General features: G+C 63.6%; 11 protein-coding genes. 5 read left to right on the forward strand and 6 right to left on the reverse strand.

Features of this window, described 5'->3' with window-relative positions; translation table 11 throughout:
- Window positions 1-70 precede the first annotated feature (70 nt).
- Window positions 71-415 carry an RcnB family protein gene (locus AC56LY_RS02015; RefSeq protein WP_499576107.1) on the forward strand — a complete coding sequence of 115 codons (345 nt, stop codon included), beginning with the start codon at window positions 71-73 and terminating at the stop codon, window positions 413-415.
- 64 nt (window positions 416-479) lie between these two features.
- Here AC56LY_RS02015 and AC56LY_RS02020 read toward each other — a convergent pair whose 3' ends face one another.
- The 4 genes from AC56LY_RS02020 to AC56LY_RS02035 form a co-directional block, all read right to left on the reverse strand.
- The gene (locus tag AC56LY_RS02020) at window positions 480-1,715 is read right to left on the reverse strand and encodes a polyhydroxyalkanoate depolymerase (protein ID WP_499576110.1); all 1,236 of its coding nucleotides are present in this window, start codon (window positions 1,713-1,715) and stop codon (window positions 480-482) included.
- A gap of 248 nt (window positions 1,716-1,963) precedes the next feature.
- The gene (locus AC56LY_RS02025) at window positions 1,964-3,061 is read right to left on the reverse strand and encodes an NAD(P)/FAD-dependent oxidoreductase (protein WP_499576112.1); all 1,098 of its coding nucleotides are present in this window, start codon (window positions 3,059-3,061) and stop codon (window positions 1,964-1,966) included.
- A 120-nt stretch (window positions 3,062-3,181) separates the two neighbouring features.
- Window positions 3,182-3,505: a ferredoxin FdxA gene (fdxA, locus tag AC56LY_RS02030; protein WP_183549368.1), complete on the reverse strand. Its 324-nt coding sequence runs from the start codon at window positions 3,503-3,505 to the stop codon at window positions 3,182-3,184.
- Window positions 3,506-3,760: 255 nt separating this feature from the next.
- The gene (locus tag AC56LY_RS02035) at window positions 3,761-5,077 is read right to left on the reverse strand and encodes a hypothetical protein (protein WP_499576113.1); all 1,317 of its coding nucleotides are present in this window, start codon (window positions 5,075-5,077) and stop codon (window positions 3,761-3,763) included.
- A gap of 178 nt (window positions 5,078-5,255) precedes the next feature.
- Between AC56LY_RS02035 and AC56LY_RS02040 the strand changes: the two genes are divergently transcribed.
- Window positions 5,256-5,534, forward strand: a complete 279-nt coding sequence (locus AC56LY_RS02040; protein ID WP_499576115.1) for a polyhydroxyalkanoic acid system family protein — start codon at window positions 5,256-5,258, stop codon at window positions 5,532-5,534.
- 18 nt (window positions 5,535-5,552) lie between these two features.
- Here the strand turns inward: AC56LY_RS02040 and AC56LY_RS02045 are convergent, their stop codons facing one another.
- Both AC56LY_RS02045 and AC56LY_RS02050 read right to left on the reverse strand, forming a co-directional pair.
- On the reverse strand, window positions 5,553-5,807 hold the full coding sequence (locus tag AC56LY_RS02045) for an acyl-CoA-binding protein (RefSeq protein WP_183549378.1): 255 nt from the start codon (window positions 5,805-5,807) through the stop codon (window positions 5,553-5,555).
- A 180-nt stretch (window positions 5,808-5,987) separates the two neighbouring features.
- Window positions 5,988-6,344, reverse strand: coding sequence for an FKBP-type peptidyl-prolyl cis-trans isomerase (locus tag AC56LY_RS02050; protein WP_343024632.1), 357 nt, complete (start codon window positions 6,342-6,344; stop codon window positions 5,988-5,990).
- A 141-nt stretch (window positions 6,345-6,485) separates the two neighbouring features.
- On the opposite strand from AC56LY_RS02050, the gene AC56LY_RS02055 reads away from it, so the two are divergent.
- From AC56LY_RS02055 to AC56LY_RS02065, 3 genes are all read left to right on the forward strand, one after another.
- On the forward strand, window positions 6,486-7,364 hold the full coding sequence (locus AC56LY_RS02055) for an EI24 domain-containing protein (RefSeq protein WP_499576117.1): 879 nt from the start codon (window positions 6,486-6,488) through the stop codon (window positions 7,362-7,364).
- Between the two features lie 371 nt (window positions 7,365-7,735).
- Window positions 7,736-11,062, forward strand: a complete 3,327-nt coding sequence (locus tag AC56LY_RS02060) for a transglycosylase domain-containing protein (protein ID WP_499576118.1) — start codon at window positions 7,736-7,738, stop codon at window positions 11,060-11,062.
- Entirely contained in the window at window positions 11,059-12,462 is a 1,404-nt protein-coding gene (locus tag AC56LY_RS02065) for a TAXI family TRAP transporter solute-binding subunit (protein WP_499576120.1), read from the forward strand. Before AC56LY_RS02060 ends, AC56LY_RS02065 begins: the two co-directional genes overlap by 4 nt.
- Window positions 12,463-12,492 lie beyond the last annotated feature (30 nt).

The following is a 12,492-nucleotide window of genomic DNA, read 5'->3' on the forward strand; positions in this document are numbered from 1 at the left end:
GTGGTCAATCGAACAGAGGTGTGGGCCAAAACCTGCTGTACTATAAACCGACCCACCGACGAGGACTGACATGAACGAACTGATCGCCCCGTTGCTGTTTGCTGCCATTTTCTCTGCAGGAGACAACCTGCAAGCGCGCAACGCCAAAGACAGCCATGTTACTCCGCAGCCCGAGCATACCGAGGTGGCACTGGCGTTGCCGTCGCTGTATCGCAGCGTGGAATCCAGCGGCGAATTGCGCCGTGGCGAGCGCTTGCCGGCGCGCTACCAGGCGGTCCAGTACGTGGTCGAGGACTGGCGCAAGCTGCGCCTGACCAAGCCGCCACGTGGGCACCAGTGGGTGCAGGCCGATCGCAGCTTCGCGCTCGTGGCCATCGCGACCGGCCGGGTCGAGCAGGTGGTCCTGGGACGCTGAGCGTATCTAGACCACAAAAAAAATGCCATGGCGCTTGCCATGGCATTGTTCATTCAGCGATCGCTTATTTATTGTCGCGGATGAATTGCGTGATCTTCGGACACACGATCTCGCGCCAGCGGCGGCCCGAGAAGATGCCGTAGTGGCCAGCTTTCTCGACGACGAACGCCTGTTTTTTCTCTGCCGGCACGCCACTGCACAGATCGTGCGCAGCGCTGGTCTGACCGATGCCCGAAATATCGTCCAGCTCGCCTTCGACGGTGAGCAATGCCACCGTTTTGATGTCCTGCGGGCGCACCAGATTGCCGCCGACGTTCCACGTGCCTTTTGGCAGGCTGAAGTCCTGGAACACGGTCTTGATCGTGTCCAGGTAGTACTCGGCCGGCATGTCGAGCACGGCGTTGTATTCGTCGTAGAACTGGCGGTGCGATTCGGCCGAATCGTCGTCGCCCTGCACCAGGTGCTGATAGAACTCGCGGTGGCTCTTGGCGTGGCGGCCAGGGTTCATCGCGATGAAGCCAGCGTGCTGCAGGAAGCCCGGGTAGACCTTGCGGCCAAAGCCCGGGTAATTGCCCGGCACCGAATAGATCACGGTGTTCTCGAACCACGAGAACGGCTTTTCGACGGCCAGGTCATTGACGGCGGTGGGCGATTTGCGCGGATCGATCGGGCCGCCCATCATCGTCATCGTCTTCGGCAGTTTGGCGTCTTTTTCGCTTGCCATCAGCGCGATCGCGGCCAGCACCGGCACGGTTGGCTGGCACACGGAAATCACGTGCACGTCCGGACCCAGGTGACGGATGAAGTCCTGGATGTAGAAGATGTAATTGTCGAGGTGGAACGGGCCTTCGGACAGTGGCACCATGCGCGCGTCGGTCCAGTCGGTGATGAACACGTCATGGTCGACCAGCAGCGCCTTGACCGTGTCACGCAGCAGCGTGGCATGGTGGCCGGACAGCGGTGCGACGAGCAGCACGGTCGGCTGGGCCAGGGCGGCGATGCCGGCGTCCGGCAAATTTTTCTTGAAGTGCAGCAGGCTGCAGAACGGCTTTTCGAGAACGATCTCTTCGACGATGCCGACTTCTTCACCCTTGATCGTGGTGGTCTTCAAGCCGAATGCCGGCTTCTGGTATTCCTTGCCCAGGCGGTACATCAGCTCGTATCCAGCGGCGATCCGCTGCGAAAACGGGGTATGTGCGAAGGGCGAAACAGGATTGGAAAACATCTTCGACGACGCCTCAGCCCATTGCATCAATGGGGTCAGAAAGGAGCGTTGCATTTCGTGCAATTGGTAAAGCATAAATAAATCCTTCTGTTGACTGTGCGCGCCGCAAAAGATTTGCGTTGAAGCTTCAACGATTATAGGGGATTTGCTTTTGGCTTGTGGAAACCTTGGCTGACCTGACGCTGAAGCATTGGAGCACTTGTAGCATATTTACCCGTGCGCGCTTCGTTGGGCATCCCACATAAAACAAAACGCCCCGCGATGCGGGGCGTTTTAACGGGACGTTGTCGTTGCGGTGTTACTGAACGACGGTGACCGGCTGTTTAGTCGAAGACTGGCGTCTCGACACCGAGGATCTTGTGCAGTTTTGGCGACGTGGTCGTGTACTGCATGTGGATCTTCTTGTCCGGGAAGATGTACGGCGCGGCGCCGAACGCGGCCAGCGCGGCTTCGTGGAAGCCCGACAGGATCAGCTTTTTCTTGCCCGGATAGGTGTTGATGTCGCCGACGGCGAAGATGCCCGGGACATTCGTTTCGAACTTTTCGGTATCGACCACCTTCAGCTGCTTGCGCTCGATGTCCAGGCCCCACTCGGCGATCGGGCCCAGTTTTGGCGACAGGCCGAAGAACACCAGCAGCATGTCCAGCGGGACGCGGCGGGTGACGCCGTCGGCGCCGGTGACTTTTACTTCGGTCAGCTGGCCGTCTTTTTCATCGAAGCCGGTGACCTGGCCGGTGATCAGTTGCATTTCGTATTCGTCGCACAGTGCCTTCATCTTGGCCACCGAGCTTGGGGCCGCGCGGAAGTCGTCACGGCGGTGCACCAGCACCACGGACTCTGCCTTGCCGACGAAGTTCAGTGCCCAGTCGAGTGCCGAGTCGCCGCCGCCGCAGATGACGATGTTCTTGCCATCGAAACGTGCCGGGTCCTTGACACGGTAGAACAGCTGTTCGTTTTCGAACTTGTCGATCGCATCGACCTTGATCGTGCGCGCCTGGAACGAACCGACGCCGGCAGCGATGAAGATGGTCTTGGTGATGAACTGGGTACCGGTCGATGTCTCGACATTGAACCGGTTGTCTTCACGGCGCTGCACGCCGGTGACTTCCTGGCCCAGGTGGAACGTTGGCTCGAACGGCTCGATCTGCTTGAGCAGGTTGTCGGTCAGTTCCTGGCCGGTGCACACCGGCACGGCCGGAATGTCATAGATCGGCTTGTCCGGGTACAGTTCCACGCATTGACCGCCGACGGCTGGCAGCGAATCGATGACGTGGGCCTTGATTTCGAGCAGGCCCAGTTCGAAGACCTGGAACAGGCCGACCGGACCGGCGCCGATGATGACGGCATCGGTCTCGATGGCGCCGGCGAACGAACTGTTGGGAGCGATGCTGCCCGCTTCGTGGGTGGCACTGATAGTCATGCGCTTAAATCCTGTGATGTTTGAATGGTGAGGCGAGGGCGACCGGAGCCGCCGTGCGTAACGCCCCCGGGACCGGCGCCGGCGCACAACAGCCGGCGCGACGGCGACCTGACCGCCCGATCAGCGAACCAGTTGGTCGAGCTTGTCCGTGACGTCTTTCCACTTGTCGGCCTCTGGCAGGGCGGCCTTCGTCTTGGTAATCGACGGCCAGAAGCGCGACAGATCGGCATTGATCTTGATGAACTGCTGTTGATCGCCGGGCACGTCTTCTTCGGCAAAGATTGCATTCACGGGGCACTCGGCGACGCACACGGCGCAGTCGATGCACTCGTCGGGATCGATGGCGAGGAAATTCGGGCCTTCCCGGAAACAATCTACCGGGCATACATCGACGCAGTCGGTGTAACGACAGCTGATGCACGATTCGGTGACAACGTGGGTCATAACAGTCCTATCAGTTGGTGGGGTGTCGCATTGCCGGGCGCACGAGGGCCGGCCGGACAAGACAAAGCACTGTATTTTAGGGCAATTCGGGTTTTCTCACAAACTCGCTTATATACACAATGGACATAAGCAAATGACGAGCGGTACCACACGGGCGTGCGGTGCGTGCACGGCTGCGGCGTCAGGCAGGCTGGCGCAAGGGTACCAGCAGATGTTGCCATTCGGTGCCGCCGATGGCGGCGCGTGCGCTGTCGCTCATGCTGATGCGCGCAGCGACGCGTCGGCGGCCAGGGTGGCCGTGGACGTGGACAGGCTGGCGGCGTGGTCGTATTCGGGCAATTGCATGGTGCCGCAGCAGGCGCGCCGGTCCTGGCGGGCGCCAGGGGCATCGCACACGCAGGCGGCCAGCGGCGCGCCGGGCAGGTAGACGTCTTCGGTGGCGTCAGCTGGCGACGCGCCGGTCTGGACCACTTCGCGCCGGCTGAACTGGTTGCGGATGAAGCCGCCGTACGCAGCGGGCTTGCCGTCGCCTGCGACCGCCAGCAGCATGCCATTGACGACGTCGGCGAACGTGGCAGCCGCATCCGGCGCGCCAATCAGGGCGCGCAGCAGCACGCCGCCCAGGTAGGCCGCTACCCGGTGCAGCACGGCGGCGTCGTCTTCGCGCTCGGGATTGCGCTCGTGGGCAAAGACATCGGCCAGCACGTCGTACATGGCGCCGGTAAAGACCTGGGAAATGGCGTGCACCTGGGTGCCCGCCTGGCTCAGCCGCAGATCATTGTCGGCATTGCGCAAGCCGTTGCGGTAGCCAAGCGCCAGCCCGAACTGCTCGGCGACGTCGGCCAGGAACGATTTGTCGTGCAGATTGGCCTTGGTCTGGGCGACGATGGCTTCACACTGGTCGAACTGCGCCAGGGCCAGGAATACGGCGGTGAGGTCGCCAAACGATTCGTGCAGGCCGCCCGTCTGGGGCGGCGCGTCCGCCTGCAGCCAGCGTGGCTTGATGCCGTCGAGTATCGCGTGGGCGGTCTCGTGCGAGACGATATCGAGCGAGCGGCAGGTAAACAAGCGCTCGGGGCTGCTGGTGGGAGTGAAGTCACCAAACTTGAGGCAACCCTGGTTGCGGCTGTAGAACGCGTTCTTGACGTCGGGCAAGCCGTGCGGGAAGAGCCGCAGCGGATCGGTGTCGCTGCTGCTGTTCCATTGCCATGGCAGCGGCATGGCGACCCCGGCCGCGGCCAGCACGCGCTGGTACATGGTCAGGGTCTGGCGCGCGACGGCAAAGGTGTGCACGGCGTCGAACTGGGGCGTGTCGGGCGGGGTGACGAAGTCGCCCGAGGCGTTCGGTTCGACTTGGGCGATACCGGGCGCGCCAGGCGCGATGCGGGCATCGCGCGGGCCGGCCAGTACGACGCCGGGCAGATAGGCCGTGCGGGTGCCGATCGCGCCTACTGACGGGTCTTGTTTCCACATCAGCACGCGCGCACCGAAGGCGTGCGGCAGCGGTTCGGCTTCGACAGGCGGGCCGGGGTCGGGCGGCGCCTCGTGCGGTTGTTGGGGATGGGTTTCCATGACGGCTCCTCGCGTGATGACGGCGTTTGCCTTCATGGTCGCCCGCCATGACAGTCACGCGTTGATACGCGTCAATAATGGCGCCACGACTGCATCAGTTCTAGCGCGCTCTGGCATACGACGGCGTCAACTGGCATCATGGCGGATTGTTCGCAATAATTTAGGAAGGATCGTCCCGATGGCGGAAATCAGCATCGTCCAGCAACACAACCTGAGCCCGGCTGCAGCGCGCACGGCGGCCGAGCAAGTGGCGCAGCGTATTGCGACCGAATATGGACTGGCATGCCAGTGGGATGGCGACGTGCTGCGCTTCGAGCGCAGTGGCGTGGAGGGGGCATTGACGCTGGAAGACCAGCAGGCGGCGATGCGGATTAACCTGGGATTCCTGATGGGCGCCTTCGCGCCGGCCATTGAGGCCAAGGTGGCGGAGAAGATGCGCAAGACCTTCGCCGCCTAAGCAATTGCCCCTTTTGAATCAGCCTTTCAGCTCTTCGATCAGATCGATGTATTGCTGTTGGGCTTCTTCTTGCGACGTACCGGCCAGACCGGCCCAGGCGTCGAACTTGGCGCGCGCCACGAAATCGGTCATGCCCGGACGCTCGCCGGTCGCGTCGCCGCTCGAACCCTGCTTGTACAGCGCGTAAATCTTCAGCAAGGTCATATTGTCCGGACGCTCCGACAGATTCTTCGAATCGAGCTGGGCCTGGGTGAACTGTTCTTGCACGCTCATGGAAACTCCTGTGATGGTTGGTTGCAGTCTTGTCGCTCGGACAAGGCGGCAGGCATCTTAGCGCAGGAGACGGGGGCGACCGGGGGATTGGGACGTACTTTAGAGGGGAACTTCAAATGCGGTGCAAGCCGCCAATGCGCGCCTGGATGGCGGCGCATGGCAGTAAATCGGTGACGGTGCTTAGACAGCCAGCAGGTCGACGTCGAAGATCAGGGTGGCGTTTGGCGGAATGACGCCGCCGGCGCCGCGCGCGCCATAGCCCAGGGCTGCAGGAATGGTCAGGCGGCGCGAACCGCCGATTTTCATGCCTTGCACGCCTTCGTCCCAGCCGCGGATGACCTGGCCGGCGCCGAGTGCGAACTCGAACGGATCGCCACGGTCTTTGCTGGAATCGAACTTGGCGCCGAGGCTGCCGTCGTCGTTGCGCAGCCAACCGGTGTAGTGCACGGTGACGTGCTGGCCAGCCTTGGCTTCGTCGCCGGTGCCGGTGACGAGTTCTTCGTATTGCAGGCCAGAATCGGTAGTGGTGGTGGACATGGTCTTCCTTGTTATGCAGATTGAACGACAATTGTAGTGCATGGGTCGGGAAACCGCCATTGTCCAGGCCTGCCGTGCGCCCCGCTGCAGCCCGGCGCGGTCCCGTAGAATAGCCTCTTGATCATCCCATCTGGAACCGCCATGCCGCGTGCCGACAGCGCCACCGTTATACCGAAAACCGCGCCGATGAAAGGTGTCATGCTGGCCTGGCGGCGCGCGCTGGGTTCGCAGTTCAGCGGCCGCATGCTGCTGCTCTCGCTGGTCCCGCTGCTGCTCTCGCTCACACTGTGGGGCGTGGCGATGTGGCTGGGCCTGCAGCCGCTGCTCGACTGGCTGCATGGCCTGTTTTCTGACTACGGCGGCTTCGACGCCAGCAACAGCATGCTGGGCTTGGTCGGCCTGGGCATGCTCAAGGTGATGGTCGTGCCACTGCTGGCCATCGCGTTGCTGCTGCCCCTGATGATCGCCTCGAGCCTGCTGTTCATGGGCATCGTCGCGATGCCGGCCATTGAGCGCCACGTAAGCAGTCGCCACTTTTCCAGGCTCGAGAAGAAGGAGGGCGGCTCGTTCGTCGGCAGCCTGGCCATCAATCTGGGCAGCACGGCCGTGTTCGCGCTGCTGTGGCTTTTCACGCTGCCGCTGTATGCGGTGCCGCCACTGGCCTGGCTGGTGCAGGCCTGCCTGTGGGCCTGGGTCACGTCGCGCGTGATGAGCTACGACGCGCTGGCCGCGCACGCCAGCAGGGCCGAACGTCAGACATTGATGCGCGCTTGCCGCCCGGCGCTGCTGGCGATCGGCCTGGCTTCGGGCCTGGCAGGCGCGCTGCCCGGAATCGCATGGATGGGCGGCGCGGTGATCTCGGTCGTGCTGTTCCCGGTGCTCGCACTCGTGTCGCTGTGGCTGTACATCATGCTCTTCCTGTTCGCCGGGCTGTGGTTCCAGTACTACTGTCTGCAGGCATTGGACGAGCTGCGCACGCGCCAGCCCATGACACATTCTGGTGACGATGCGTCGATCTGAATCAGTGGTGTGCTGTGCACCATCCCGCCCGCGGGTGCGTTAACTACCAGCGTCGACCGTGCATACGGCACTTGATGTGTTGCCGCCAACTGTCGTAACGCCCTGGCATCCCTGTGGCCATGCTATTGCGCCAACCCGTTGTTTTTTTGCGAAAATATTCGCGATAACGCCAATTTGTTAAACGGTATCTCGCGTGTGTCTTATTGATGTGGTGGAATATTACCCATGTACGGGGCGATCTGGAGTGGGATTGCACTGCTGAAATTTGTGAACTAACAGACACCACAATCACTCGAACGGACCAGCAGCAATAGATGGCGAGCAGGTTGGCGGGGGTTGCAAGCGTTTTGATTCGGACCGGTTAAGCCATCATGGAAAGTATCCGTCGCCTCGTGCGACCAAACAATGTCTTCGGCAAGCGCGCCGCCAACTCGCGGAGCGAACCAACCATGGACGGCGCAGTTTCTGCGTCTACTGCTGCGCCCATCGCCGCCACAGCGGCGGGCGCTTCTGCGTCCCCTGTCACGCCAGATTCGACAGGTGATATCCCTCTGCACGAAGCCTTCCCGCACCTGGCCGGCAACGGCGATGGCAGCGGCGTGCCGGGCGATCCGTCCGGCGGGCCGGAATCACCGCCGCCAGCACCGCGCAAGAGCCGCTGGAAGCTCTGGCTGGCGCTGATCGGCTTGCTGCTGCTCGCGATCCTGGCGGCCTGGGCCGTGATGGAAACCCGCAGCTCGCGCCTGCAGTCCAAAATCTTCGCCGACATGGCCAGCGAACTTACGTTCCGCATGGGTAATGGTCCAAGCGATTCGATCCGCTTCCCGGCCGCCAGCCCGTACGACACCCGGCTGGGCTATGCCGGCCTGCCGAAATACCTCGAACGCCTGCAGACGCGCGATTACGCGATCGCGTCGCAGGCGCGCATCTCGCCGCAGATGGTCAAGATGGCCGATCTCGGCCTGTACGCCACCTACCACGAAAAAACCAAGGTCGGCCTCGAGATCCTCGATTGCCGCGCCCAGCCCCTGTTCACGTCGCGCTTCCCCGAGCGCTACTACGATAAATTCGATGCCGCGCCGTCGCTGCTGGTGCAAAGCCTGCTGTTCATCGAGAACCGCGAACTGCTCGACGCGAGCCACCCGCGCCGCAATCCGGCGGTCGAATGGGACCGCTTCTCGAAGGCCGTGTTCGACAAGACGCTGGCCAGCGTTGGCCTGGGCGGCGAAGGCCGCGTGGCCGGCGGCAGCACGCTGGCAACGCAGATCGAAAAATACCGTCACTCGGCCGAGGGCCGCACCGGCTCGCTGACCGACAAGATCATCCAGATGGCATCGGCCACGCTGCGCGCCTACCAGGACGGCGAAGACACCACGGGTTCGCGCCGCCAGGTCGTGCTCGACTACCTGAACACGGTGCCGCTGTCGGCCAAGCCGGGTTACGGCGAAGTCAACGGCATCGGCGACGGCATGTGGGTCTGGTATGGCCGCGATTTCGACAAGGTCAACGCGATGCTCAAGGGCCCGATGACGAGCCCGGACGCCGTGATGGCCTACAAAGAGGCGCTGTCGCTGATGATTGCCCAGCGCCGCCCGGCGTATTACCTGGGCGCCGGCGAGAACGACCTGGAAACCCTGACCAACAGCCACCTGCGCGTGCTGACGCAGCAGGGCGTGATTTCGCCGCAACTGCGCGACGCTGCCCTGAGCGCCAAACTGAAACCGGCGCTGCACACGGGCGTGGCACCACCGCCAGCGGACGCGTTCGTCTCGCGCAAGGCGGCCAACGCGGTGCGTAACCATGTCGGCTACCTGATCGGCGACGCGCGCCTGTACAACGTCGACCGTCTCGATCTGTCGGTGGTCTCGACGCTCGACGGCAATGCCCAGCAAGCCGTCACGGCTGCGCTGCGCAAGCTGTCCGACGCCGAACACGCGAAAGAAGCCGGCCTGACCGGCAAGGGCATGCTCGGCAATGGCGACCCGGCACAAGTGGTCTACAGCTTCACGCTGATGGAGCGGGGCGAGCACGTTAATTACCTGCGCGTGCAGACCGACAACTACGATCAGCCGCTGGACATCAACGAAGGCGCCAAGCTCGACCTGGGCTCGACCGCCAAGCTGCGCACGCTGGTGACCTACCTCGACATCGTCGACCAGCTCCACAAGCGCTTTGGCGCGATGGACAAGATCGGCCTGATGGGCATCGAAGTCGATCCGAAAGACCGCATGTCGCTGTGGGGCCTCGAGTACTTCAAGACGCTGCCCGACGGCGCCGACCGCAGCCTCAAGCCGATGCTCGACGCCGCCATGGCGCGCAAGTATTCGGCCAATCCCGGCGAGCGCTTCTTTACCGGCGGCGGCGTGCACACGTTCGGCAACTTCAGCAAGCTCGACGACAGCCGCATCATGGACGTGAACCAGGCGCTGCGCAGCTCGACCAACCTCGTGTTCGTGCGCATGATGCGCGACGTCGTGCGCTATTACATGTTCCAGTTGCCGGGCTCGTCCGCGCAACTGCTGGCCGACGCCGACGATCCGCGCCGCGCCGCCTATCTGGCGCGCTTTGCCGACAACGAAGGCAAGGTCTTCATGGCCAAGTTCTGGAACAAGTACAAGGGCAAGACGCCGCAAGAAGTCGAGACGCTGCTGTTCTCCGGCGTGCGCCCGCTGGCCTCGAAGCTCGCTGCGGCCCACCGCACCGTGGTGCCGAACGCCACGCTGGCGCAGTTCGGCGCGTTCATCGATGCCTCGGTCCCGGCCAGCAACGAGATCGATCCCGATCGCATCCCGAAACTGTACGAAACCTACGACGTCCGCAATATGTCGCTGGCCGACCGCGGCTACGTGGCGTCGGTGCACCCGCTCGAATTGTGGCTGGTGAGCTATCTGCGCACGCATCCAAAAGCGACCTGGTCCGAAGTGACGGCCGCCAGTGTCAAGGAGCGCCAGGAAGTCTACCAATGGCTGTTCAAGACGCACCGCAAGCACGCACAGGACAACCGCATTGCCGGCCTGCTCGAAGTCGAAGCGTTCCTGAAGATCCACGCGCAATGGAAGAAGATGGGCTACCCGTTCGACTCGCTCGTGCCGTCGTATGCGACGACACTGGGCGCTTCAGCCGACCGGCCGGCCGCACTGGCCGAGATGATGGGCATCATCGTCAATGGCGGCGTGCGCAAACCGATCGAGCGCATCGATTCGTTGCACTTTGCCAAGGCCACGCCATACGAAACGCTCGTGCGCCGTAACAAGGGCGGGGGCAAGGAGCAAGTGCTGTCGCCGGAAGTGGCGCGCGCCGTGGCTGACGCCATCCAGGGCGTCGTGTCGGACGGCACCGCCAAGCGCGTCAAGACCGCCTTCCAGCAGGCCGACGGCAGCATCATCGCCGTGGGCGGCAAGACCGGTACCGGCGACCAGCGCTTCGATGTGTATGCCCGTGGTGGTCGCCTGATCGAGTCGCGCTACGTGAACCGGTCGGCGACGTTCGTGTTCAACATCGGCGAACGCTTCTACGGCAGCATGACGGCGTACGTGCACGGGCCGCAGTCCGAGAACTATGACTTCACCAGCGCGCTGCCGGTGCAGCTGCTCGTCACGCTGGCGCCGAGCCTGATGCCGATGATCGAACCGCCGGTTGCGCCTGCGCCCGTGCCCGGCCAGGCGGTCGCCGCCGCGCCGCGGCAGTGCGTGCGTTGAGGCCACAGCAGGATCTTCCGGGCGCGCCGGCCAAGGGACTGCGCGCCCGCCTGCAGAACTTCAGCATCGTCTCGCTGCGCGACCTGGTCGTGGCCACCGGCCCGACGATCATGCTGGTGACGGCGGCCGTGGTGCTCGCCTACTGGTGGGTCGACCCGGCGCCGCCGCGCACGCTCAGGCTGGCCACGGGCCAGGAAAATTCCGCGTACGAACAATTTGGCAAGCAATATGCCAGCGTTCTGGCGCGCGACGATATCAAGGTCACGCTGCGCGGCACGCTCGGCTCGCAGGACAATCTGCAGCAGTTGCTGGCCGGGCAGGCCGATGTCGCGTTCGTGCAAAGCGGCTCGACCGACGACAAGAGGGGCAGCGCCGACAGCATCGAGCGGCGCGGCCTGGTGTCGCTGGGCAGCTTGTTTACCGAACCGGTGTGGCTGTTCGTGCGCGATGAAGCGAAGGTCACGCGCCTGACTGATCTGCGCGGCAAGCGCATCAACCTGGGACCGGAAGGCACCGGCGTGCCGCGCCTGGTGCGCCAGCTGCTCGACGCCAACAATATCGTGCCTGGCGCGCTGACGATCAGCGACCTGGCCAACACGCCGGCCACCGTCGAATTGCTGGCCGGGCGCATCGACGGCCTGGTCTTCAGCTCGGCGCCGGAAGCGCCGCTGATCCAGATGCTGCTGCAAACGCCGGGGATTCGCCTGTTCGATTTTTCGCAGGCCGAAGCCTATACGCGGCGCCTGCCGTTCCTGACGCACGTGGTGCTGCCGCGCGGGATCGTCGATCTGGGCCGCAATATCCCGAACCAGGATTACCACCTGATCGCGCCGACCGCCACGCTCGTTGCGCGCGAAGAAATCCATCCGGCGCTCGTGGGCCTCTTGGTCAAGGCGGCGACCGAGATCCACGGCGGCGCCGGCTGGTTCCAGCAGCAGGGCCAGTTCCCGTCGCCAAAGTACACCGAGATTCCGGTCGCGCCCGAGGCGGCGCGCTACTACCGTGACGGCCCGCCCTTCATGCAGCGCTACATGCGGTTCTGGCTGGCCAACCTGGCCGAGCGGCTGTGGGTCGTGGTGGTGGCGCTGACCGCGCTCTTGATTCCGCTGTCCAAGATCGTGCCGCCGATTTACGTCTGGCGCGTGCGCTCGCGCGTGTACCGCTGGTACGGTGAGCTGCGCGCGATCGAGCAGGCACTGGAGGAGAGCGGGGCGGATGCTACCGACGCGGTGCGCAAGGAGTTACTGCAGCGCCTGGATGGGCTGGAAGACCGCGTCAACCATATCTCGGTGCCGCTGGCCTATGCGGACGAGCTGTACCGCCTGCGCAGTCACATCCACCTGGTGCGCGAGCGCGTACGCGGCGTGCATGAAGAACAGGTGGCGCAGCCAGTCGCTTGAGCATGTCTTTTTGGAAGGCGCAGTCAACGT

The organism is Telluria sp. ZT3P25, from assembly GCF_059685895.1.